This is a genomic window from Agrobacterium larrymoorei, from assembly GCF_030819275.1.
Taxonomy (GTDB): domain Bacteria; phylum Pseudomonadota; class Alphaproteobacteria; order Rhizobiales; family Rhizobiaceae; genus Agrobacterium; species Agrobacterium larrymoorei_B.
The window spans coordinates 1,041,641-1,065,251 of sequence record NZ_JAUTBL010000001.1 but is presented as its reverse complement, the minus strand read 5'-3'; the positions used below and the strand labels follow the sequence as shown (position 1 = coordinate 1,065,251).

Sequence of the window (23,611 nt, the reverse complement as noted above, 5' to 3'; positions counted from 1 at the left end):
TTAAAAGTATGATTTATTTCGCAGTGCGAAAGACCCGGGTTGAAAGCCGGGTCCTTACGATAGTCTTGTCGCTTAAAAGAATGCCTGAAGACCCGTCTGGGCTCGCCCGAGGATCAGCGCGTGAACGTCATGCGTCCCCTCATAGGTGTTGACGGTCTCAAGGTTCTGCGCGTGGCGCATGACGTGATACTCGATCTGGATACCATTGCCGCCATGCATGTCGCGGGCCTGCCGCGCGATGTCGAGAGCCTTGCCGCAATTGTTGCGCTTGATGATCGAGATCATTTCCGGCGCCATACGATGTTCGTCGAACAAGCGGCCGACACGAAGCGACGCTTGAAGGCCAAGCGCGATTTCCGTCTGCATGTCGGCGAGCTTCTTTTGGTAGAGTTGCATGCCAGCCAGCGGCTTGCCGAACTGCTTGCGATCCAGCCCGTATTGCAGCGCGCGGAACCAGCAGTCTTCCGCGGCACCCATCACGCCCCAGGAAATACCGTAGCGGGCGCGGTTGAGGCAGCCGAACGGACCCTTGAGCCCGGAGACGTTTGGCAGCAGCGCGTCTTCGCCCACTTCCACGCCATCCATGACGATTTCGCCGGTGATGGAGGCGCGCAACGACAGCTTGCCGCCGATCTTCGGCGCGGAGAGACCCTTCATGCCCTTCTCCAGCACGAAGCCGCGGATCTCGTTGTTATGCGCTTCGGACTTCGCCCAGACGACAAAGACATCGGCGATCGGCGCGTTGGAAATCCACATCTTCGAACCGCGCAGGCGGTACCCGCCTTCGATCTTCTCGGCGCGCGTTTTCATGCCGCCCGGATCGGAACCGGCATCTGGCTCGGTCAGGCCGAAGCAGCCAATGAGTTCGCCCGACACCAGACCCGGGAGATACTTGTCCTTCTGCTCTTCCGAGCCATAGGCAAAGATCGGGTAGATGACGAGCGATGATTGGACGCTCATCATAGAACGATAGCCGCTATCGATGCGCTCCACTTCCCGCGCTACCAGACCGTAGGCGACGTAGCTGGCATCGGCCGCGCCGTATTTCTCTGGCAGCGTCACGCCGAGCAGACCGGCTTGACCCATCAGGCGGAAGAGGTCCGGTTCAGACGTTTCGGACAGATAGGCTTCCTGAACGCGTGGGAGAAGTTCGGCCTTGGCGAAAGCGGCGGCGGAGTCGCGGATCATCCGCTCGTCGTCGTTCAGTTGATCCTCAAGCAGAAACGGGTCCTGCCAGTTGAATGATGCGCGTTCGCTCACGATGAAGTCTCCACTCTTGTTGCCGCGATTATTGGCAATCGGCCATCGCCGGGCAAGCCATGTTTACTCATCCAGCTATTACCGATAGGAATGCGCCATGACTTCACTCAGCCGCAAACTCCTACCCTCCACCAGCGCGCTCGCTGCCTTCGATTCCGTGGCGCGGCTCGGCAGTTTTTCGCTGGCTGCGGATGAGCTTTCGCTGACGCAAGGGGCGATCAGCAGGCAGGTCATGTCGCTGGAAGAGCAACTTGGGGTCAGGCTTTTCGAACGCGGAGCGCGCGGGGTATCGCTGACGCGAGAGGGCGAAACCTATGCGAAAGCGATCGGTATAGCGCTTGGCGATATCCGGTCCGCCTCGCTTCAGGTCATGACGAAAACGCATGCCAATACGCTCAATCTTGCCATGCTGCCCACCTTCGGCACACGGTGGCTTTTACCGCGCATTCCCAAATTCGTTGCGGCCCATCCGGAAATCACGCTCAACTTCGCCACGCGGATCGGTCAGTTCGATTTCGAAAAGGAAGGGCTCGATATGGCGATTCATATTGGTCAGCCGGATTGGCCCGCGGCAGAAAGCATCTTTCTGATGGACGAGATGGTCGCACCTGTCTGCAGCCCGGCTTTTCTTCTCAGCCATCCGATCGCCACGGCTGAGGACATCGCCGGTCTTCCGTTGCTGCACATGGCCTCCAGGCCAGGCGCGTGGGATCACTGGTTCAAGAGCGTGGATATCGTTGCGCATCAGGCGCCCGCCATGCGCTTCGAGCAGTTTTCCAGTGTCGCCCAAGCCTGCATCGCAGGTCTTGGTGTCGCCCTTATGCCGCTGTTTTTGATCGAAAGCGAGCTGAAGTCGGGGCAACTCGTCCAGGCGTTCGATCATCCGGTCAAGAGCCCCAGCTCCTACTATGCCGTCGCGCCGTTGTCGCGCATCAACCATGTCCCCGTCGTTCTCTTCAGGCGTTGGCTGCTCAGCGAAAGTGAAACGTTTCGCGCGCAGACCTCTGGCTAATTCTCGCTCTGTTTGTAGAGTTTCCTTGTCAGGCTGATGCGTGTGGCGAGAATTTCATCCTGCATCAATTTTAAGCTTGCGAAGACCTGGAATATGGTCCTAGATCGCGTGCGACGAGGAATGGTTGAATTGCGGCACGACACCCTACATCCTTTTCTCGTTCCATCCCATCCGTCGATAAGCCTCTGGTTTAAAACGATAAAGTTTTGCGTCAATTCTGGAATAACTTCAAATGCAATTGGTTTTCGACGGTCATAATGATGTGTTGCTGCGTCTGTGGCACAACGGCAAAAAAGGCGGGGACCCAGTCGCAGAATTCGTCGACGGGACGTCGCAAGGCCATATCGATGCACCGCGTGCCAAGGCTGGCGGCCTGGCTGGCGGCCTATGCGCCGTTTACATTCCTTCTGGCGATCTGATCTTGCAGGAGCCGGACGAAAACGGTCACTACGTCACGCCGCTCGCCGCGCCTCTTCAGCGGCAGCCCTCTCTCGATATCGCCATGGAAAAGATAGCGATCGCCTATCGCGTGGAGCGCGCAGGCGGCTGGAAGATTTGCCGTTCGACAGCAGATATCCGCAGGGCAATGGACGAGAATATTTTCGCAGCAGTCCTTCATATGGAAGGGTGCGAGGCGATCGATGAAGATCTGGATGCTCTGGAAGTGTTCTATGCCGCCGGTCTCCGTTCGCTTGGACCTGTGTGGAGCCGTCATAACGCCTTCGGCCATGGTGTGCCTTTCGCCTTTCCCATGTCTCCGGATACCGCGCCCGGCCTGACTGATGCTGGTTTCGAACTCGTCAAGCGCTGCAACCAGCTCGGCATTCTGATCGATCTGGCTCACATCACCGAAGAAGGTTTCTGGGATGTGGCGAAGACAAGCGATCAGCCGCTGATCGCCAGCCATTCGAACGCGCATGCCCTGACCGGTGTCGCCCGCAATCTGACCGATGCCCAGATGGACGCGATCAAGGAAAGAAACGGGCTGGTCGGACTGAATTACGCCGTGACCATGCTGCGCCCAGATGCACGCGACGATGCGAACACACCACTATCCGACATGGTTCGCCACATCGACTACATGGTCGAGCGCATGGGCATCGATTGCGTGGCACTCGGTTCTGATTTCGACGGTGCCACCGTACCGGCGGAAATCGCCGATGCCGCGGGCAATCAGAATCTGGTTGCCGCTCTCAAGGCTGCTGGCTACTCTGAAGTAGAGCTTGCTAAAATTTGCCGGGAAAACTGGCTGCGTGTTCTGGCTCAAGCCTGGCATGAGCCGACCTGATCAAGAGTAATACCAACCTATAAAGGGGAGAACAATGACGAAGTCGCTCAACAAAATGGCCCGCATTCTGGCAACCAGCGCCGCGCTGTCGCTGATTGCGCTGTCCGCGCCGCAGGCTTTTGCCGCCACGCCCGCCGATACGCTGGTGGAAGGTTTCGCCATCGATGACATCATCACGCTCGATCCGGGTGAGGCATTCGAACTGTCGACCGCGGAAGTCACCGGCAACACCTACTCCAAGCTGGTCTCGATCGACCTCAATGACACGTCCAAGGTTGTCGGCGATCTGGCCGAAAGCTGGACGACGTCGGACGATGGTCTGACCTACACCTTCAAGCTGAAGCCCGGCCTCAAATTCGCCTCCGGTAATCCGGTAACTGCTGAAGACGTGGCGTTTTCCTTCGAGCGCGCCGTCAAGCTCGACAAGTCGCCCGCCTTCCTTCTTACCCAGTTCGGCCTGAAGGGCGACAATGTCAACGAAAAGGCCAAGGCGACTGCGCCCGATACCTTCACGCTGACGGTGGACAAGCCCTATGCGCCGAGCTTCGTCCTGAACGTTCTGACCGCGACCGTCGCCTCGGTCGTCGATAAGAAGCTCGTCATGGAAAAGGCAAAAGCCGTCACGCCGACAGCCGACTACAAATACGAGACGGACTTCGGCAATGAATTCCTGAAGACCGGCTATGCCGGTTCCGGTCCCTACAAAATTCTTGGCTGGAAAGCCAATGAGGCCGTCATCCTTGAAGCCAATCCCAATTACTATGGCGAAAAGCCGAAGCTGAAGCGCGTCGTCTATCGCCACATGAAGGAAAGCTCCGGTCAGCGTCTGGCACTTGAAAACGGCGATATCGATGTGGCCCGCAATCTTGAGCCTGGAGATATGGAGGCCGTTGCCAAGAAGCAGGGACTTGCTGTCACTTCCGCGCCAAAGGGCACCGTCTACTATTTCAGCCTTAACCAGAAGAACGAGTATCTGAAGAAGCCGGAAGTCGTCGAGGCGATAAAGTATCTCGTCGATTACGACGCGATCGGCGCGACCTTGATCAAGGGCATCGGCGAAATCCACCAGACCTTCCTGCCGAAGGGCCAGTTGGGTGCGCTTGATGAAAACCCCTACAAGCTCGACGTTGCAAAGGCGAAGGAACTGCTTGCCAAGGCCGGCCTGAAGGATGGCTTCACCGTCACCATGGATGTGCGCAACACCCAGCCCGTGACGGGCATTGCCGAAAGCGTTCAGCAGACCATGGCGCAGGCCGGTATCAAGCTTGAAATCATTCCGGGCGATGGCAAGCAGACGCTTACCAAATACCGTGCCCGTACGCATGAAATGTATATCGGCCAATGGGGATCGGACTATTTCGACCCGAACTCGAATGCCGAAACCTTCACCATTAATTACGACAATGCCGACGACGCGAAGAATAAGACGCTCGCCTGGCGCAATGCCTGGGACGTTCCTGAGCTGACGAAGGAAACGCAGTCCGCACTTCTGGAAAGAGACAGCGCCAAGCGTGCGAAGATCTATGAGGATCTACAGAAAAAGGTTCTCGAAACCGGACCCTTCGTCATCATCTTCCAGCAGACCGAAGTGGCCGGTTACACGACGAAGCTCAAGGGTCTAAAGCTCGGTCCGAGCTTCGACACCAACTATGTCTACAACATCTCCAAGGAATGATCCGGCAGGATCGGTTCATTGAGTATCGTTGACAATTCCGCAAGGGCGAGGCACGGCAAACGCCGTGCCAACCGGCGCCTTATGGCCGTTCTCGGCTTCATCATTACCGTTGTCACCACCTTTTTAGGCTTGCTGGCGGTAACCTTTTTCATTGGCCGCGTCATTCCTATCGATCCGGCGCTGGCGATCGTCGGCGACCGCGCACCCGCCCACGTGGTGGAGCGGGTTCGGGAAGAGCTCGGCTTGAACCTGCCGCTCTGGCAGCAGTTTTTCATCTATCTGAAGCAGGCGCTCACCGGCAATTTCGGGACGTCGGTGCTGACGACCAATCCCGTAATGGACGACATCAAGCGCGTTTTCCCGGCAACCATAGAGCTTGCGACGCTCGGCACATTGATTGGTGCCATCTTCGGCGTCCCGCTCGGCGTATTGGCAGCGGTCAAGCGGGGCAGCATCATCGACCAGATCGTGCGCGTCATCGGACTTATCGGCTATTCGGTGCCGATTTTCTGGCTCGGCCTTTTGGCGCTTCTGGTGTTTTACGCCAAGCTGCACTGGGTGGCCTATCCTGGCCGTATCGATATCGTCTACGAGTTCACCTTCACGCCGACGACCGGATTTTATCTGTTCGATGCGTTGTGGCAGGGCCAGTGGGATGTGTTTTGGGATCTCTTCCGTCACATCATTCTGCCCGCAGGATTGCTCGGCTACTTCTCACTCGCCTATATCAGCCGCATGACGCGCTCCTTCATGCTGAACGAACTGGCGCAGGAATATATCGTCGCCGCACGCGCCAAGGGCCTGTCGGAAACCCGGATCATCTGGTTCCACGCTCTGCGTAACGCCGCAGTCCCTCTGCTAACGGTCATCGTGCTCTCCTATGCCGGTCTGTTGGAAGGCTCGGTTCTGACGGAAACGATCTTCTCGTGGCCGGGCCTTGGCCTCTACATCACCAATTCCCTGCAGAATGCGGATATGAATGCCGTTCTCGGCGGCACCATCGTGATCGGCGCCGTCTTCATCGGCATCAATCTCCTGTCCGATCTGCTCTACCGGACGCTCGATCCAAGGACGCGCAGCCGATGACGGATGCTCTATTGAAACCCTATAGCCGCGAGTGGTTGCTCTCCGACCGCCCGACTTCACGCAAGCAGGCACGGCTTGGCCGCGCCTATGTCATCTGGCGGCGGTTTTCGGAAAACCGTCTGGCGCTTGCCGGGCTCGGCATCATCCTGGCGCTCGTGTTCGTCGCGGTCTTCGCCAATGTTCTGGCGCCGCATTCCCCTGTTCAGGGCGATCTCCGCAATGCCCGCTTGTTGCCTCCGGGGACAGATGGATATTGGCTCGGCACCGACGATCAGGGGCGGGATATTCTATCCCGCCTGATCTACGGTTCGCGCCTCACGCTTTTCGTCGTCGTGCTGGTTGCGATCATTGCCGCCCCGATCGGTCTCATCGTCGGCACCGTGGCAGGCTATGCCGGTGGCTGGATCGACGCGGTGCTGATGCGGATCACCGATATTTTTCTCGCCTTTCCCAAGCTTGTTCTTGCGCTTGCGCTCGTTGCAGCCTTGGGTCCCGGTATCGAGAACGCGGTACTGGCTATCGCCGTTACTTCCTGGCCGCCTTATGCGCGTATTGCACGCGCCGAAACCATGACGTTTCGAAATTCCGACTTCATCGCCGCGGTGAAGCTGATGGGGGCGTCTCCCTGGCGGATCGTGCTCAAACACGTCATCCCCCTCTGTTTCTCCTCGCTCATCGTGCGTGTGACGCTGGATATGGCCGGCATCATCCTCACCGCCGCCGGTCTCGGCTTTCTGGGTCTCGGCGCGCAGCCCCCGCTTCCTGAATGGGGTGCGATGATTGCCTCTGGCCGCCGCTTCATCCTCGACCAGTGGTGGGTTGCTGCCATGCCGGGTGCCGCCATCCTCATCGTCAGCCTTGGCTTCAACCTCTTGGGTGACGGGCTTCGCGATGCGCTCGATCCGAAGGAGGCTGGCCAATGACCCCATCTTTGACCACACCTCTTCTGACGGTCGACAATCTGCGCGTCAGCTTTCCGACGAGAACCGGCCTTGTCGAAGCCGTGCGGGGCGTGTCCTTTACGCTCGGCAAGGAACGTCTCGGAATTGTCGGCGAGTCCGGCTCGGGCAAATCTCAGACCGGTCGCGCCATCATGGGTCTGACACCAGGGCACGCGAAGATTGAGGCAGACGCACTTCGCTTTGGCGATATCGATCTTCTGACCGCTCCGGCAAAGCAGCGTCGCGCTATTCGCGGCAAGCGGATCGCAATGATCCTGCAGGATCCGAAATATTCGCTGAACCCGGTCATGACCATCGGCCGCCAGATCGTCGAAACGCTGAAGACGCATGAGCGGATTGGCTTTTCTGACGCGAAGAAACGCGCGCTCGACATGCTCGAGGCGGTGCAGATCCGCGATCCGGAACGCGTCTTCAATCTCTATCCGCACGAGGTATCCGGCGGTATGGGGCAGCGCGTCATGATCGCCATGATGCTGGTCTGCGGTCCGGAACTCCTGATCGCCGACGAGCCGACATCTGCACTCGACGTGACGGTGCAGCTGGAAGTGCTGGATATTCTCGACAAGCTGGTGCGCGAGCGAGGCATGGGCCTGATTTTCGTCTCGCATGATCTACGGCTCGTTTCGTCCTTCTGCGACCGGGTTCTCGTGATGTATGCGGGGCGTGTGGTGGAAGAGCTTCCATCCGCCAATCTGCAAAACGCCAAACATCCCTACACGCAGGGACTTCTGAACTGTCTGCCGAAAATCGGCGAGCACCGGCATCCGCTGCCGGTCCTTCAACGCCAAGCGGAGTGGCGTCTATGACGGTCGTACTATCTGCCAAGGATATCGTCGTGGACTTCGACGGCTATCTGGCACTGGATCGGGTCAGCATCGAGGTGGCGAAGGGCGAATCCTTCGGGCTCGTTGGTGAATCCGGCTCCGGCAAGTCGACGCTTTTACGTGCGATTGCCGGCCTCAACCATTTCGACGAAGGCTCCCTCATGGTGGACGGGCGGACCTATAGCCGCAAGTCACGCGACAAGAGCTTTTATCGCGATGTCCAGATGGTGTTTCAGGATCCTTACGGTTCGCTGCATCCGCGTCAGACAGTGGATTCCATCTTGTTGGAGCCGCTGGTAATTCACGGGGTGGACAACAAGGAAGCGCGCATCAACCGCGCTCTTGACGAGGTCGGTCTTGGCACCGGTTTCCGCTTCCGCTACTCGCACCAGCTTTCAGGGGGACAGCGCCAGCGTATCGCCATTGCCCGCGCGCTGATCCTGGAGCCGAAGATCCTGCTCCTCGACGAACCGACATCGGCACTGGACGCCTCGATCCAGGCGGAAATTCTCAACTTGCTTGAACAGGCGCGCAAGGACAGAAACCTGACTTTCGTCATGGTCAGTCACGATCTCGGCGTTATCAGCCATATGTGCGACCGGCTGGCGGTGATGAAAAGCGGCAAGATCGTCGAGTCGATGGACGTGCATCAACTGGAAACGAGAGAGTTCTCCGCCGATTACACGCGGCAGCTGATGGTGGCGAGCGAAGGCTTCCGGCGCGATTGAGGCTGGCTTACGCCTGGTGTATGACCGCAGCGGGTCGAAGGCTTTTGTCTGACTGCGTGCATCGCCGACGTTCGTGGGATGTTGCGCCGCGGACGGAGTGTAGCGTTTCTTGGGCCTATCGACCGGCCATTGATCACATTGGGGATGATCGCTCCATGCAATTGCGCGCATTGATGTATTTCGACGAACTCGTCCGTACCAATTCCATGCGCGCGGCGGCCGAGAACCTGAATGTTGCACCCACCGCGGTCAGTCGTCAGATCGAAAATCTCGAATATTATTTCGGCACGCCGCTGGTCGAGCGCTCCAGCCGCGGCGTGAAGCTGACGGCGGCGGGCGAGCTTCTTGCTGCGCGTGCGGGAAAGACGCTGCGTGAGTTGGACCATGTCAACCAACTCATCGACGATCTGAAAGGCCTGCAACGCGGACGGGTCACGATCTATGCCAACGGTGCCACGGTGGCCAATCTGCTGGCGCCCGTGCTGGCGCAGTTCAGCCTGAAATATCCAAAGCTTCGTTTTGAGGTCAATATCACCAGTGCGCGTCAGGCAATGGAGGCCTTGGGAACCGCAGAAGCGGACCTCGTCGTCAGCCTGTTTGCGCCGAAGCTCTCGGGTGTGAAGGTTCGCTCGCGCACGCGTATCAGCTATGATGCCATCTTTCCGGCGAGGCATGCACTTGCAGGCCAGCCGGAAGTGACTTTGAAGGAACTTGCCGCGCTTCCGCTTGCCCTGCCGGACAAAACCTTTGCCGCCCGTCAAGCCTTCGACGCCCTCTTCGCGGAGGCCGGTATCGAACTCGATCCGGTCTTCATCACCAGCTCGCTGGAAATGCTCAAAGAATTGGTCCTGGGAAATGCGGCTGCCACGTTGTTGCCGGCCCTGTCGGTGGGCGCGCGAGCTGCGCAGCGGCCAGATGGTCGCGGTGCCTCTAGCGGGGAAGAAAGGCATCCATACGCAGATCGATCTCTGCGTCGCACCGGATCGGCAATTGTCCTTTGCGGCGTCCAAACTAGCCGATTTCATCGAACGTTTCATGCGTGAGGCAGCGGTATAAAAAACTGCGATTTTGTTTCTGCCATGAAGGGTAAAGCAGCGTGAGACCAGGATGCCCAGGGAGCGCGAAGGAAGACCGGAGTAGAACATTTCGGTTTGCTCTCTCTATCACCTCTCGCCGTCTCACAGGTTGATTTTGATCCCAAATACCGTGTAGCGTTTTCGGCTACGCGGAGCACACAAAAATGCAGATTGTGTGTGCGCCGTCACCATGCCACTCTTTTTGCAACAGACGGTCTTTCAAAGGGCAAAAAGCCCGGCCCGTCCGACAGGGGATAATGATGCCACGCAATTATTTTTCGCAGGCGGCGACGCTTTCACGCCGCACCGCCCTGACCCTTGCCTTGGGGACCGCACTCTGGTTGCCGTTTTCGGCTGTGGAGGCTGAGGCCGCACCCAAGACGGCGCTGACGCTTGGAATGGCGATCGAGCCGACCGGCCTCGACCCGACGATCGCAGCGCCCGTCGCTATCGGTCAGGTGACGTGGCAGAACATCTTCGAAGGACTTGTCACCATTGACAGCAAGGGGCAAGTCAAGCCGCAGCTCGCCGAGAGCTGGCAGATCTCTCCGGACGGCAAGACCTATACGTTCAAGCTGCGCAAGGGCGTGACCTTCCACGATGGTGAAGCCTTTGATTCCTCTGTTGCGAAATTTTCGCTGGATCGAGCCCGCGGCGAAGGCTCCGTCAATCCGCAGAAGCGCTTTTTTGCGTCCATAGACACCATCGAGACGCCTGATGCGGACACCTTGGTTCTGAAACTGAAGCAGCCCGCCGGCAGCCTCATTTATTGGCTCGGCTGGCCGGCCTCCGTCATGGTCGCGCCGAAGAGCGCAGAGAACAACCGCACCACGCCCATCGGTACCGGCCCGTTCAAATTCGTCAGCTGGGCGAAGGGCGACAAGGTCGAGCTCGCAAAGAACCCGTCTTATTGGGACAAGAACGTCGCGGTGAAGCTGGAGAAAGCCACCTTCCGCTTCGTTTCCGATGCGCAGGCACAGGCGGCCGCTTTGAAAGCCGGTGATATCGACGCATTCCCGGAATTCGGTGCGCCGGAGCTCATGTCCTCCTTCGATGGCGACGCCCGTCTCGGCACCTTCGTCGGCAATACCGAGTTGAAGGTCGTTGCGGGTATGAACAATGCCCGGAAGCCCTTCGACGACAAGCGCGTGCGCCAGGCGCTGATGATGGCAGTCGATCGTCCGACCGTCATCGAAGGCGCGTGGTCCGGTCTCGGCACCGCCATCGGTAGCCACTATACCCCCAACGACCGCGGCTATATCGATACGACGGGTGTTCACCCTTATGATGTCGAAAAGGCCAAGGCATTGCTGGCGGAAGCGGGTTATCCGAATGGCTTCAGCTTCACCATCAAGGCCCCTCAGATGGCCTATGCGCAGCGCACCTCACAGGTTCTCCAGGCCATGCTCGCCGAAATCGGCGTCACGATGACCATCGAGACCACCGAATTTCCGGCCAAATGGGTTGCGGATGTCTTCAAGGGCGGCAATTACGACATGACGATCGTCGCACATGCGGAGCCGATGGATATCGATATCTATTCCCGCGACCCATACTACTTCAACTACAAAAACCCGGCCTTCAATGAGGTCATTGCCAATGTCGAAAAGACGGCCGACGCCGGTGAGCAGGAAAAGCTCTATGGTGAGGCGCAAAAGATTCTTGCTGAAGATGTTCCAGCTCTCTTTCTCTTCGTTATGCCGAAGCTTGGCGTCTGGGACAAGAAGGTCAAGGGTCTCTGGCAGGACGAACCTATTCCGTCGAACGTGCTGACGGACGTTCATTGGGAAGAATGAATCTTATGGAGCGAGGTCTACCCATACTCCCCTCTGTCCTGCCGGACATCTCCCCCTCAAGGTGGGAGATCGATTGGTGGTCACCTCCTCGCTTTTGCCGGATGGTTGAGATGGCGCATGGGCTTGCCTTTTTCCAATCTCTCCCCTTGAGGGGGAGAGGCCGGGCAGGACAGAGGGGAGTGCGCTACTTGCAGCACGTCTCCAGCGATTGCAGATCATGACCATCCTGATCCTCAAACGCATCCTTGGCCTGTTCGTCACGCTCCTGGCCGTTTCGTGCCTGATCTTCTTCGTCATGGGCCTGCTTCCAGGTGACCCGGCAGCCATCATGCTGGGCACCTCTGCCAGCCCCGATACGCTCGCCGCCTTGCAGAAACAGATGGGTCTCGATCAGCCGCTCCCAATTCGCTATATCCACTGGCTCATGGGCGTCCTGCGTGGGGATCTAGGGCAATCCTACACATATGGCGTCCCGGTCGCCGGGCTCGTTGCAGAGCGTCTGGTTGTCACTCTGCCACTTGCGCTTCTCGCCGTCTGCCTCTCGGTTGCCATCGCCATTCCCCTCGGTGTTGCAGCGGCGAGGAACCGCAATGGCGCAATAGACTTCGTGGCAGGGCTGTTTTCTCACGTAGGAATTGCCGTGCCCGGCTTCTGGGTTGGCCTGCTCTTGATCATCCTCTTTTCGACGACGCTCGGCTGGATGCCGGCTGGTGGCTTTCCCGGATGGACGCCAAGTTTTACCGCGGGACTGACGGCTCTGGTTCTGCCAGCGGTGGCGCTGGCGCTCTCGCAGGCAGGCGTTCTGACCCGCGTCTGTCGCTCCGCCGTGCTTGAGGTGATGAACGAGGATTTCGTTCGCACGGCACGCGCCAAGGGGCTCAGCGACCGCGTCGCGCTATGGCGGCACGCGGTGCCGAATGCGATGATTCCCGTCGTCACCATGATCGGTTTGCAGTTCACCTTCCTCATTGCTGGCGCGATCCTGGTAGAGAATGTCTTCAACCTGCCCGGGCTTGGACGGCTCGCTTATCAGGCGCTGACCCAGCGGGATATCGTCGTCATGCAGTCCGTCGTGCTGTTCTTCTCAGCGCTCGTCATCATCATGAATTTCCTCGTCGATATCGCCTATCTCTTCATCGATCCGAGACTGCGGTCAGGTGCGAAATGATGCGCTTCGTCCGTCACCGCCCAACCTTCGTGATAGGGATTGTTGTCACGACCTTCCTGATCGCAGTCGCATTGCTTTCCCTGGTCTGGACTCCAGTCTCGCCCACCAAGATGCAGATCGTCCAGAAGCTGAAATCTCCCTTCGTCTATGGCGGCCTCGGCACCGACCACTTCGGTCGTGACGTGCTCTCCATGCTGATGGCAGGTGCATGGAACTCGCTCTCCACGGCAATTGCCGCTGTCGCCATCGGCGCCTTCATAGGCACCCTGATCGGCGTCACCGTCGCAGCCGTCCGAGGATTGACCGAAACCGTGGTGATGCGCATCTGCGATATCATCTTCGCTGTGCCACCCCATCTTGTCCGCGATGATGCTAGGCGCCTTTCTCGGTACGGGGCGTTTCACCGCCATCATTGCCATCGCCACCTTCATGGTCCCGGTTTTCGCTCGCCTGACGCTCGGTGCCGCCCTGCAGATATGGGCAAGGGAATACATCACCGCTGCGGCGAGTATCGGTCAGGGCCGTGCGAAGATCACCCTTGTGCACATCGTTCCGAATATCTCCAACCAGATCATCGTGCAGGTGACGATCCAACTCGGGCTCGCCATTCTCACCGAGGCTGGTTTGTCCTTCCTGGGTCTCGGAATGCCACCGCCTGCCGCAACCTGGGGTCGGATGCTGGCCGATGCCCAGACCTATCTCGGCGTCGCCCCCTGGCTCGCCATCATGCCGGGCCTTGCCATCGCCTTTGCCGTCTTCGGCCTCAATCTTCTGGGGGACGGTCTTCGCGATCTCCTTGATCCGCGCGATACGAGCTGATCGCCCGAAGCCGATATCAACCCTCACATCCTGTTATTTTTGACGAGACGATTCCATGACCGATCTCATAGACCTCAACACGCTCGAAATTCTGGCGCTTTACCGAGACAAGACACTGTCCCCACTGGAATATTGGCAGGCAGTAGAGTCACGCATCGAGGCATTCGAGCCAATTGTGAACGCCCTTTACGCCTATGATCCGGAAGATGCCCGTAGCCAAGCGGAAGCTTCGACGCAGCGCTGGGTGAAGGGAGAAACACTCGGGCCCCTCGATGGTCTCCCGGTCTCGCTGAAGGAGCTCATTGCCACAAAGGGTCAGCCCGTGCCGCTCGGCACGAAGGCGGTCGAACTGGTTCCAGCACTTGAGGATGCGCCTGTGGCGGCGCGCTGCCGTGAAGACGGGGCAATCCTTTATGCCAAGACGACCTGCCCGGATTACGGTATGCTTTCGTCGGGCCTTTCCAGCTTTCACAAGCTCAGCCGCAACCCATGGGACCCGACGCAAAACCCCGGAGGCTCCAGCGCCGGTGCGGCATCCGCGGGGGCGGCCGGTTATGGCACGCTGCATATCGGCACGGATATCGGCGGCTCCGTGCGTCTTCCCGCTGGATGGACCGGCCTTTTTGGTTTCAAGCCCAGCCAAGGCCGTATTCCGGTCGATCCCTTCTACACCGGTCGTTGCGCCGGGCCGATGGCGCGCACCGTCACCGATGCCGCCTATGCCATGGCAACGTTGACGCGCCCGGACTGGCGCGACGGCACATCGCTGCCTCCCAGCGAAATCGACTGGCTTGACCTGAACGCCGACGTGAAGGGCCTGAAGATCGGTCTGATGCTGGATGCAGGCTGCGGCCTCCCTCTGGATGACGAAGTGCGTGACGCCGTCATTTCTGCTGCCAAGCTCTTCGAAGCGGCAGGCGCCATCATCGTTCCGGTCGAGCCGGTGCTGACGCGCGACATGCTGGATGGGCTGGATGATTTCTGGCGGGCGAAATTCTGGGGCGACATGGTGGCGCTCAGCGAGGAACGCCGGGACTTGATCCTGCCCTATATTCTGGAATGGGCAAGAAAGGGTGCGGACGTGTCAGGGTCGCGCGCCGTCTTCGGCTTCAACCAGACCATGGAAATGCGCAAGAGCTGCGGGCGGCTGATGCAGAAGGTCGATGCTGTCATCTCGCCGACCAATCCGATTGTCTCCTATCCGGCGGATTGGGCTTCTCCCACCAATGACCCGCAACTGCCCTTTGAACACATTGCCTTCACAGTGCCTTGGAACATGTCGGAACAACCGGCCTCCTCGATCAATTGCGGCTTCTCGAAGTCCGGCATGCCGATTGGCCTGCAGATCGTTGGCCCGCGCTTTGAGGATCTCTTTGTTATGAAGTTGTCCAAGGCCTTCGAGGACTGGAGTGGCGGTGTGAAACAGTGGCCGCAGCCAAAAGCGCAAGGCTGATCACTTATCTCAGATGCCTTCCGTCGGTAGCAACGCCGACGCTATTCCCGAGGTCCGGCATTTTATGACGAACCCAGCCCGGCTCATCATGAGTCGACTGGGTTACTTACACTAGGCGGTGATGTTTCCTGCCTCAGTTCTTCAGCGCTCTCGGGTCCAGCGCGTCGCGCACGGCGTCGCCGATATAGTTGACGCTCAACACCGTCAGCGAAATGGCCAGCCCCGGCCATAGCACGCGTGACGGCGTCAACTGCAGGAAGTTCGCTCCATCGAACAGCAACCGGCCCCAGGTCGGAAAATCGGATGGGAAGCCGAGTCCGAGGAAGGAGAGTGCCGACTCCGTGATAATGGCGGAGGCGATCCCAAGCGTTGCCGAGACCATGATCGAGCTCAAGACGTTTGGTAGAATATGTTTGACGATGATGCGGTGTTCGCGCATGCCGCTCGATTTCGCCGCCTCGATGAATTCCTGGTTTTTCATTGCCAGAACATCGCCGCGTACGATGCGGGCCGTATGCATCCAACTCGTTATCCCGATCACGAAGACGATGAGGATGAAGATGCCGGTCTCCGGGCCGAATGCGGCGCGCAGCGTATCGCGAAACAGCAGCAATATGACGAGCAATAGCGGCAGAAGCGGCAGAGCCAGAAACAGGTCCGTCAGCCTCATCAACGGCCCATCCAACCGGCGGAAATAACCCGACAGCACGCCAATCAGCGTGCCGAGAAACAGGGCCAGCAGCATGGCCGTGATGCCGACGGCGAGCGAAATGCGCCCTCCCGCCAAAACCTGCGCTAGCATGTCTTTGCCGAGATTGTCCGTACCGAACGGATGGGCAAGCGAGGGCCACTGATTTCGGGCCTTCACATTGAGAGCGTTAGGAGCAACGGTGTGGATGTAGGGGCCAACATAGACGGCAAGCAGGATGAAGATGAAGACGACAAGTCCCGCGACGCCGCCCTTGTGACGCCGGAACTGTTTCCAGATATCGGCGAGCGCGGATAGCGTCGGGCTTTTAGCTGCCGTAGGCTCGGTCATGGTCGCGTCAGTCATAGCGGATCCTCGGGTCGAGAATGCCGTACAATACGTCGGCGATCAGGTTGAAAAGCACGATGAGCACCGCGAAAATGAAGGTCAGCGTCTGGACCAGCGGAATATCTGCCCCTTGGACGGCAGTAATCAGCAGTTGGCCCAGCCCGTTCACGCGGAATATCTGCTCGGTGATGATGGCGCCGGAAAAGATCGTTGGCACACCGAGGGCGATGACGGTGACAACCGGGATCAGGCTGTTTCGCAGCACATGGCTCAGCACCACGGTTTTTTCTTTGACGCCTTTGGCGCGGGCGGTCCGCACATAGTCCTGGTGTAGATTGTCCAGCATGGAGGCTCGTACGAAGCGGCTGATCTGCGACACGTTATAGAGCGTCAACACCATAACGGGCAGGAACATCTGCTTCACCTGAGCCACGAAGCTCGCCCAGTCGGTGACTCGGAGATTGGTGTCGTAGACGGAAGGAAACCATTGCAGGTTGGAGCTGAAGATGACGACCAGCAGAACGCCGGTGAAGAAGGTCGGGACCGAATAGCCGACCATGGATATGAACGTGCCGATCTGGTCGAAGAGCGAATACTGCTTATAGGCGGAGATCACCCCGATCGGGATCGCAAGCAACGCTCCGAAGAGATAGGCAAGGCCCACAACCCACAGTGTCTGCGGCATGCGCTGGACGACAAGATCGACCACCGGGCTGCGCGTCGCCCAGGACAGAATGCGGACACGATCGCCATCGCCAATTTGCCAGCCGGTCAGGGTCTCAATCAGGTTCAGCGGCTCGTTGATGAAGAATTGCTGCAACCACATGAGATAGCGGATGAAGAAGGGCTGATCGAGACCAAGCGAGGCACGAATCTGCGCTCGCACTTCCGGTGGGATCGTCAAAGGCAGATCACCCGTCGGGTCATTGGGCGCGAGATCGAGAAGCGCAAAGATAACGAAGCTGATGACGAGCAGGGTGGGTACGGCGAAGGCAAGCCGTCGGAGTGTAAAGGTAAACATCTGAAACTCTCCAGACGCAGAGCGCGGCATGGCGAAAGTTGGAAGTCTTTACGCCGTGACGCGGCAAATGTGTCTTCAGATCATGGTCCAGGGGCATGCAAAAGGCCGGCCTCGATGAGAAGGCCGGCCATCGGCGTGTTACTTCTTGCGGGACCAGTCCGCGATATTCCAAAGCTCCGAATCCCAGCCGTTGATCTTGACGCCTTCCAGCGTCAGCGAATGCGAGGAGACGTTGCCTCGGTGGATGAGCGGGATATGCGCGCCTTCCTCGGTGAGCATGTCGTTCAGCTGCTTGGATATTTCTTCGCGCTTGGCAGGCTCCGCCGTCTTGGAGAGAACAGCCAGCAGTTCATCGAATTTCGGGTTGCAATAACGGGGAATATTCTGCCCCTGCCAACCATTTGCCGGAGCGGGAACGTTGTTGCACATCCATTCGGCCAGATATTTTTCCGGGTCGGTGCCGCTGAAATTATTGGTGTACATTTCGACGTCGGCATAAAATTTCTGGAACGTGTCAGGGCTTGCGGGATCGCCGCCGAAGAAGACCGAGGCACTGATATTGCGCAGCTCCGCGCCAACGCCGATCTGCGACCACATGTCTTTCACAAGTTCCTGAACGGCCTGACGAACAGAGTTCGTGGAGGTCTGGTAGAGGAAGGATAGCTTCACGCCATTCTTGGCGCGGATGCCATCCGCTCCCTTGACCCAGCCCGCCTCGTCCAGCAGCTTGTTGGCACCCTCGATATCCTGCTTCAGGCACCAGCTGTCATTCTTGGTGGAGTTGAAGGCTTCGGGCGCAGGCACGATGTTGCAGGTCGGTTTGCCCGCCTCGCCGTAACCGGCCTCATCGATAATGTCGCGGTCGATGGCAAGCGAAAGTGCGCGGCGCACGGCAGGATCGGACAGGGCGGGGTGAGGGCCAGCTTCCTTGGTGGAGCGTTTGTCGCCCAGCGCCGGATCGGGATTGTACCAGTTGAGAACGATACGCTCGACATTGGTACCGAAGGCGGTGACCAGCTTACCCTTTCCGGCGGCAACCATGGTCGCCAGAACTTCCGGCTCGACCTGCATATTCCAGGCGTAATCGAACTCGCCGGTTTCAAGCACGGCGCGCGCAGCCGATGCCGCATCGCCGCCACCCTTTAGCGTCACCGTCGCGAAGGCTGGCTTTGCCGGATCGCGATAATTGGGGTTGGCGACGTAGGTGATCACGTCGTTCGCCTTGAAGTCCTTGACGACGAAGGGTCCCGTCCCGATGGGCCCGAAATTGGCGGATGTGCAGCCGGGGGCGGCCGGTCCGACGCAGTTTTCGAACTGCTTTTTCTGGATGACAGGAGATTGCGCACCGATAAAGGCGGAATAGGGATAGGGTTTCGGCTCGGTAAAGGTGATCTTGACGGTGTGCGGGTCGATCGCCTCGACATTTTTCACGCCTTCATACTGTGCTCTCTGCGCGCAGCCACCATCAGGGGCGGTACAATATTTCCAGGTAAACACCACGTCTTCTGCGGTAAAGGGCGTGCCGTCCGACCATTTGACATCGCTCTTCAGCTTCCAGGTCATGCTCAGCAGGTCTTTGGCGACACCGCCATTTTCGAGTGTGGGGATCTCGGTGACCAGCGTCGGGACCAACTCGCCTTTTTCATTGTAACGCGCCAAGGGCTCGATGATCATGGAGGAGCTGTATTCCTCCTTTGTGCCGCCGGACAGATAGGGATTGAGAGTGGAGACGGCCTGCCAGAACAGGATTTTCAGTTCGCCGTCACTGCCGCGTTCAGCATGGGCGGCGGACCCTGCCAAGATTGCCGCCGCCATGGTGCCTGCGTAAAGAACACTGCGCTTTATCATCGTTATTTCCCCTTTTTTCGGATTGATTCCGTTTTCGTTTTCCACCGTTTCGTCACGCGAAATTTGCGCGATATATTGCTTAAATATATGATTTATATGGAGAAAACTCGGTTTCAATAGTGATGCTATGGTCTGTCGTTCTGAAAAGCAAGATACTTTCTGTGTTTGATGACCAAAAATTGAGCTAATTTATAACGGGCCTATTTTTCGTTCAGATTATGAAATTCGTGCTTGCAAAAGCGGGAATTCCATCCGCAATATGGCGTCCAATAACCCGGCGGGGAACAAAAACAGGGAATAGAAGAATGCCCATATTAAACCGTGCTGTTGAAATGCAAGATGAAGTCGCGGGCTGGCGGCGCTATCTGCATGAACATCCGGAATTGCTCTACGACGTCTTCGAAACCTCCAGCTTCGTAGCCGAGAAATTGAGGTCATTCGGCTGCGATATCGTTGAAACCGGCATCGGCAAGACGGGCGTCGTTGGCATCATCAAGGGACGGCATGGCGATGGTCCTACCATCGGCTTTCGATCCGATATGGACGCTCTTCCGATTCTTGAGACCAGCGGCAAGTCATGGGCCTCGAAGACGCCCGGCAAGGCCCACTCCTGTGGTCACGATGGACACACGGCCATGCTTCTGGGTGCTGCGCAGTATCTGGCGGAGACCCGCAATTTCAAGGGTTCGGTCGCGGTTATTTTCCAGCCCGCCGAGGAAGGTGGAGCAGGTGCGCTGGCCATGCTGGACGACGGCATGATCGAGAAGTTCGGCATCTCCCAGGTCTATGGCATGCATAACGAACCCGGCATTCCCGTCGGGCAGTTCGCCATCCGCAAAGGCTCCACCATGGCGGCGGCGGACACTTTCGAAATCGTCATCACCGGCAAGGGCAGCCATGCTGCCGCGCCGCATCTGTCCGTCGATCCGGTACTGACATCAGCGCATGTCATTATCGCGCTGCAATCCATCGTCTCCCGCGAGACCGATCCGTTGAAATCGCTTGTACTGACTGTGACCACGACCCACGGCGGCACGGCCTACAACGTTATTCCAGACGCGGTAACATTGACCGGAACCGTGCGCACTTTGCTGCCTGAAACTCGCGACTTCGCTGAGAAGCGCCTCAAGGAAGTGGCGGCTGCAACCGCTCTGGCACATGGGGCGACCGTGGAGGTGAATTATCATCGCGGATATCCGGTGACCTTCAACCACGATACCGAGACGGAGTTCGCAACCGCGGTCGCCAAGGCCGTTGCCGGTGCGACGGCGGTCAACACCAATCCGAACCCGCATATGGGTGCCGAGGACTTTTCCTACATGCTGGAAGCGCGTCCCGGTGCGTTCATCTTCATCGGCAATGGCGATACTGCGAGCCTGCATAACGCCGCCTATGATTTCAATGACGACGCATTGCCCTATGGCATCAGCTATTGGGTTTCGATGGCCGAAACCGCGCTGGCTGTGTGACGACGGGGCGGCCTCTCCGGCCGCCTTCCGCTTTTTTGGAGATCAGCATGCTTTTGGCCGGAACGTCCATGGAAGAGACCGGCGGGTCCGTAAGCCCGGTCCTATCGGTTCGAAATCTCACCACATCCTTCCGCGTCGATGGCGGATGGAAATCCGTGGTGCGAAATATGAGTTTCGAGATCGCGCCGCGCGAGACGGTGGCAATCGTTGGCGAAAGTGGCTCTGGCAAGAGTGTTACGTCGCTTTCCATCATGCGGCTTCTGGATAAGAAGATGAGCCGCATCGAAGGCGAGGTCATGCTCGGCGGGCGCAATCTTCTAGGCCTGCCGGAAGAGGACATGCGAAAGGTTCGCGGCAAGGAAATCTCGATGATCTTCCAGGAGCCGATGACGAGCCTCAATCCGATCTTTCCGATCGGCAAGCAGATCGCCGAAGCGCTAACCGTGCATCAGAATATCTCCTCATCGTCCGCCAAAGCAGAGGTCATCCGCCTTCTGGAAAAGGTGCGCATTCCCAATGCGACGAGCCGCTTCGACGATTATCCGCACCAGTTTTCCGGCGGCATGCGCCAGCGTGTGATGATCGCCATGGCACTTGCCTCCAGGCCGAAACTCTTGATCGCCGACGAGCCGACGACGGCGCTCGATGTGACGATCCAGGGCCAGATCCTCGACCTTATCAAGCAATTGCAGGAAGAGGAGGGCATGTCGGTCCTCTTCATTACCCATGATATGGGTGTCGTGGCCGAAGTGTCGGACCGCACCATCGTGATGTTTCGCGGCGATGTGGTGGAGACCGGGGCCACGGACGATATCTTTCATCGTGGCCAGCACCCCTACACGCGCGCGCTCCTTTCGGCCGTCCCCAAACTCGGTTCGATGAAGGATCGTGTGCTTCCCGCCCGCTTCCCGATCGTCGACATCAAGACAGGGGAAAGCCAGCCTGCTTCGGAGGTTTACAACACGGTGTCCGGCGGTAAGACGCCCATCCTTTCGGTCAAGGACCTGACAACGCGTTTCGATATTCGCTCGGGTCTCTTTGCTCGTAAATCCGGTGCGGTGCATGCGGTTGAGAAGGTGTCCTTCGATCTCGCCGAAGGGGAGACGCTCTCGCTTGTCGGCGAATCAGGGTGCGGTAAATCCACCACCGGTCGCTCGATCACGCGGCTGATCGAGCCGACATCCGGCAATGTGATGCTCGACGGCTACGAGGTGATGAAACTCGATAAGGTGACGTTGCGCGCCATGCGGCGCAGCGTACAGATGATTTTCCAGGATCCTTTCGCCAGTCTCGACCCACGGATGAGCGTGGGGGCCGCGATCATGGAACCCTTCCTCGAGCATCGTCTCGGCAACAAGCAGCAGGCGCGTGAAAAAGCTGCGGACCTGCTGGAGAAAGTGGGCCTCACCGCAGATATGATGCGGCGTTTCCCACATGAATTTTCGGGCGGCCAGCGTCAGCGTGTTGCGATTGCCCGCTCCTTGATGCTCGATCCCAAGGTGATCGTCGCCGACGAAGCGGTATCGGCGCTCGATGTCTCGATCAAGGCGCAGGTGTGCAATCTGCTGCTCGACCTGCAACAGAGCCTCAATCTGGCCTTCCTCTTCATATCGCACGATATGGCGGTGGTGGAGCGGGTCAGTCATCGCGTCGCGGTGATGTATCTCGGAGAAATCGTCGAGATCGGGCCGCGCGCTGCCGTGTTCGACAATCCGCAACATCCCTATACGAAAAAGCTCATGTCTGCCGTTCCAGTGCCGGATCCTTCGCGACGACACGTTCGGCGCAACATGGCGACAGACGAGATCAAAACCCCAATCCGTCCGGCAGGTTATGTGCCGCCGCCGCGCCATTATAGGGAAGTTTCCGCCGGGCATCTCGTGCAGGAAACAGCCTGACGGGCCGCACGACCACCGATCAAGAGCCATCTGCCGTGTCTCGTAATTTGACATTTTGCCGTAAAAAATGCCAGCACTTGGGGAGCAGACAAGTTAGGGCAAAGAGATGGCGAGGCGATCCGATAGCGGTGGACGGTTAGACGACGCGGCACGCGCCGGCTGGCTCTATTATGTGGCTGGCCGCACGCAGGACGAGATCGCTGCTGCCATGGGTATTTCGCGCCAGTCCGCGCAGCGTCTTGTCTCGCTGGCCGTTGCAGAGCGTCTGATCAAGGTCCGGCTCGACCATCCGATTGCTGCCTGTCTGGAAAAGGCAGAGGCGCTGCGCGAGCGCTTTTCGCTCAAGCATGTCGAGGTCGTTCCGAGCGATCCGGCAGGAACCTCATCCACTGTGGGAATTGCCGAGGCGGGTGCTGCGGAAATCGAGCGATGGCTGCGGCAGCCCGAGCCGATCGTGCTGGCTGTGGGAACGGGGCGAACGCTGAAAGCCGCCGTGGATCAACTCCCGCCGATGGATTGTCCGCAGCATCGCATCGTCTCACTCACCGGCAATATCGGTCCCGATGGCTCGGCGGCCTATTACAACGTCATCTTCTCCATGGCGGATGCGATCAAGGCTCGCCACTTTCCCATGCCGCTGCCGGTTCTTTGCTCATCATCTGAAGAGCGCGTCTTGCTGCATGATCAGCCCATGGTCCGCTCCACGCTGGCTTTGGGGGCTGCCGCGAATGTGACCTTTGTCGGCGTTGGTGAATTGGGAGAAAACGCGCCCTTGTGTCTCGACGGGTTCCTCGCCGTGGACGAGATGAAGCGACTGATCGCCGAGGGGGCGGCTGGTGAGATCTGCGGCTGGTTCTTCGATGAAGAGGGAAGGATCATGAACAACCCCATCAATGATCGCGTTGCCTCCGTTCCCGTGCCGCCAAGGGAAACATGCACTGTGATTGGTATCGCTCAAGGGCGGAAAAAATCGCCTGCCATTCTCGCAGCTTTGCGAGGGGGATTGCTCAATGGTGTTATCACCGACGAGGATTCAGCTGAGTATATGCTCACTCACTGAGCAAAAATATATGATTTGAATCAGTATATTAGCTTCTTCTTTTGCGTTGCAGCGCAGGAGGATGCTTGACTTTGCACATCGAAAAGTGAGTAATTGCCCTCGAGCAAAGCGAATGCTCATTTTTCTTCTGGG

At 58.4% G+C, this 23,611-nt stretch carries 17 protein-coding genes and 2 pseudogenes; 15 read left to right on the top strand and 4 right to left on the bottom strand.

Annotated elements, in window-relative coordinates; translation table 11 throughout:
- Positions 1-72: 72 nt before the first annotated feature.
- Complete coding sequence (locus tag QE408_RS04885; protein WP_306928988.1) at positions 73-1,260, bottom strand: acyl-CoA dehydrogenase; 1,188 nt, start codon at positions 1,258-1,260, stop codon at positions 73-75.
- A gap of 97 nt (positions 1,261-1,357) precedes the next feature.
- On the opposite strand from QE408_RS04885, the gene QE408_RS04880 reads away from it, so the two are divergent.
- From QE408_RS04880 to QE408_RS04825, 12 genes and pseudogenes are all read left to right on the top strand, one after another.
- Positions 1,358-2,272 carry a LysR family transcriptional regulator gene (locus QE408_RS04880; protein WP_306928987.1) on the top strand — a complete coding sequence of 305 codons (915 nt, stop codon included), beginning with the start codon at positions 1,358-1,360 and terminating at the stop codon, positions 2,270-2,272.
- A 232-nt stretch (positions 2,273-2,504) separates the two neighbouring features.
- The gene (locus tag QE408_RS04875) at positions 2,505-3,560 is read left to right on the top strand and encodes a dipeptidase (RefSeq protein ID WP_306928986.1); all 1,056 of its coding nucleotides are present in this window, start codon (positions 2,505-2,507) and stop codon (positions 3,558-3,560) included.
- A 34-nt stretch (positions 3,561-3,594) separates the two neighbouring features.
- Positions 3,595-5,235 (top strand): ABC transporter substrate-binding protein, encoded by a 1,641-nt coding sequence (locus QE408_RS04870; protein WP_306928985.1) that lies wholly within the window; start codon positions 3,595-3,597, stop codon positions 5,233-5,235.
- A gap of 18 nt (positions 5,236-5,253) precedes the next feature.
- Complete coding sequence (locus QE408_RS04865) at positions 5,254-6,321, top strand: ABC transporter permease (RefSeq protein ID WP_306928983.1); 1,068 nt, start codon at positions 5,254-5,256, stop codon at positions 6,319-6,321.
- On the top strand, positions 6,318-7,244 hold the full coding sequence (gene nikC / locus QE408_RS04860) for a nickel transporter permease (RefSeq protein ID WP_306928982.1): 927 nt from the start codon (positions 6,318-6,320) through the stop codon (positions 7,242-7,244). The genes QE408_RS04865 and nikC overlap by 4 nt, the downstream gene beginning before the upstream one ends.
- An 8-nt stretch (positions 7,245-7,252) precedes the next feature.
- The gene (locus QE408_RS04855) at positions 7,253-8,089 is read left to right on the top strand and encodes an ABC transporter ATP-binding protein (protein ID WP_306930207.1); all 837 of its coding nucleotides are present in this window, start codon (positions 7,253-7,255) and stop codon (positions 8,087-8,089) included.
- Positions 8,086-8,835 carry an ABC transporter ATP-binding protein gene (locus QE408_RS04850; RefSeq protein WP_306928980.1) on the top strand — a complete coding sequence of 250 codons (750 nt, stop codon included), beginning with the start codon at positions 8,086-8,088 and terminating at the stop codon, positions 8,833-8,835. Before QE408_RS04855 ends, QE408_RS04850 begins: the two co-directional genes overlap by 4 nt.
- Positions 8,836-8,990: 155 nt before the next feature.
- Positions 8,991-9,891 (top strand): annotated as a pseudogene (locus QE408_RS04845) (LysR family transcriptional regulator).
- 280 nt (positions 9,892-10,171) lie between these two features.
- Positions 10,172-11,707: an ABC transporter substrate-binding protein gene (locus QE408_RS04840; RefSeq protein WP_306930206.1), complete on the top strand. Its 1,536-nt coding sequence runs from the start codon at positions 10,172-10,174 to the stop codon at positions 11,705-11,707.
- 217 nt (positions 11,708-11,924) lie between these two features.
- Positions 11,925-12,875 carry an ABC transporter permease gene (locus QE408_RS04835; protein ID WP_306928978.1) on the top strand — a complete coding sequence of 317 codons (951 nt, stop codon included), beginning with the start codon at positions 11,925-11,927 and terminating at the stop codon, positions 12,873-12,875.
- Positions 12,872-13,694 (top strand): annotated as a pseudogene (locus QE408_RS04830) (ABC transporter permease). The gene QE408_RS04835 and the pseudogene QE408_RS04830 overlap by 4 nt, the downstream one beginning before the upstream one ends.
- 55 nt (positions 13,695-13,749) lie before the next feature.
- Complete coding sequence (locus QE408_RS04825) at positions 13,750-15,147, top strand: amidase (protein WP_306928976.1); 1,398 nt, start codon at positions 13,750-13,752, stop codon at positions 15,145-15,147.
- A gap of 133 nt (positions 15,148-15,280) precedes the next feature.
- Here QE408_RS04825 and QE408_RS04820 read toward each other — a convergent pair whose 3' ends face one another.
- From QE408_RS04820 to QE408_RS04810, 3 genes are all read right to left on the bottom strand, one after another.
- Positions 15,281-16,201 carry an ABC transporter permease gene (locus QE408_RS04820; protein ID WP_306928974.1) on the bottom strand — a complete coding sequence of 307 codons (921 nt, stop codon included), beginning with the start codon at positions 16,199-16,201 and terminating at the stop codon, positions 15,281-15,283.
- Entirely contained in the window at positions 16,194-17,204 is a 1,011-nt protein-coding gene (locus QE408_RS04815) for an ABC transporter permease (RefSeq protein ID WP_306928972.1), read from the bottom strand. The genes QE408_RS04820 and QE408_RS04815 overlap by 8 nt, the downstream gene beginning before the upstream one ends.
- Before the next feature lie 138 nt (positions 17,205-17,342).
- A complete protein-coding gene (locus QE408_RS04810) occupies positions 17,343-19,052 on the bottom strand; it encodes a peptide ABC transporter substrate-binding protein (protein ID WP_306928971.1) in 1,710 nt (569 codons plus the stop codon).
- A 305-nt stretch (positions 19,053-19,357) separates the two neighbouring features.
- On the opposite strand from QE408_RS04810, the gene QE408_RS04805 reads away from it, so the two are divergent.
- The 3 genes from QE408_RS04805 to QE408_RS04795 all read left to right on the top strand — a co-directional run bounded on the left by QE408_RS04805 (position 19,358) and on the right by QE408_RS04795 (position 23,479).
- Positions 19,358-20,521, top strand: a complete 1,164-nt coding sequence (locus QE408_RS04805) for a M20 aminoacylase family protein (RefSeq protein WP_306928969.1) — start codon at positions 19,358-19,360, stop codon at positions 20,519-20,521.
- Positions 20,522-20,568: 47 nt separating this feature from the next.
- Positions 20,569-22,419, top strand: coding sequence for an ABC transporter ATP-binding protein (locus QE408_RS04800; RefSeq protein WP_306928966.1), 1,851 nt, complete (start codon positions 20,569-20,571; stop codon positions 22,417-22,419).
- A 106-nt stretch (positions 22,420-22,525) separates the two neighbouring features.
- Entirely contained in the window at positions 22,526-23,479 is a 954-nt protein-coding gene (locus QE408_RS04795) for a sugar-binding transcriptional regulator (protein WP_306928964.1), read from the top strand.
- Positions 23,480-23,611 lie beyond the last annotated feature (132 nt).

Bases quoted from the DNA above. Each gene is read 5' to 3' on its own strand.
- QE408_RS04820 (WP_306928974.1), bottom strand. From the start codon at position 16,201: ATGACTGACGCGACCATGACCGAGCCTACGGCAGCTAAAAGCCCGACG.
- QE408_RS04795 (WP_306928964.1), top strand. From the start codon at position 22,526: ATGGCGAGGCGATCCGATAGCGGTGGACGGTTAGACGACGCGGCACGC.
- QE408_RS04835 (WP_306928978.1), top strand. From the start codon at position 11,925: ATGACCATCCTGATCCTCAAACGCATCCTTGGCCTGTTCGTCACGCTC.
- QE408_RS04800 (WP_306928966.1), top strand. From the start codon at position 20,569: ATGCTTTTGGCCGGAACGTCCATGGAAGAGACCGGCGGGTCCGTAAGC.
- QE408_RS04810 (WP_306928971.1), bottom strand. From the start codon at position 19,052: ATGATAAAGCGCAGTGTTCTTTACGCAGGCACCATGGCGGCGGCAATC.
- QE408_RS04850 (WP_306928980.1), top strand. From the start codon at position 8,086: ATGACGGTCGTACTATCTGCCAAGGATATCGTCGTGGACTTCGACGGC.
- QE408_RS04840 (WP_306930206.1), top strand. From the start codon at position 10,172: ATGCCACGCAATTATTTTTCGCAGGCGGCGACGCTTTCACGCCGCACC.
- QE408_RS04875 (WP_306928986.1), top strand. From the start codon at position 2,505: ATGCAATTGGTTTTCGACGGTCATAATGATGTGTTGCTGCGTCTGTGG.
- QE408_RS04870 (WP_306928985.1), top strand. From the start codon at position 3,595: ATGACGAAGTCGCTCAACAAAATGGCCCGCATTCTGGCAACCAGCGCC.
- QE408_RS04825 (WP_306928976.1), top strand. From the start codon at position 13,750: ATGACCGATCTCATAGACCTCAACACGCTCGAAATTCTGGCGCTTTAC.
- QE408_RS04815 (WP_306928972.1), bottom strand. From the start codon at position 17,204: ATGTTTACCTTTACACTCCGACGGCTTGCCTTCGCCGTACCCACCCTG.
- QE408_RS04880 (WP_306928987.1), top strand. From the start codon at position 1,358: ATGACTTCACTCAGCCGCAAACTCCTACCCTCCACCAGCGCGCTCGCT.
- nikC (WP_306928982.1), top strand. From the start codon at position 6,318: ATGACGGATGCTCTATTGAAACCCTATAGCCGCGAGTGGTTGCTCTCC.
- QE408_RS04805 (WP_306928969.1), top strand. From the start codon at position 19,358: ATGCCCATATTAAACCGTGCTGTTGAAATGCAAGATGAAGTCGCGGGC.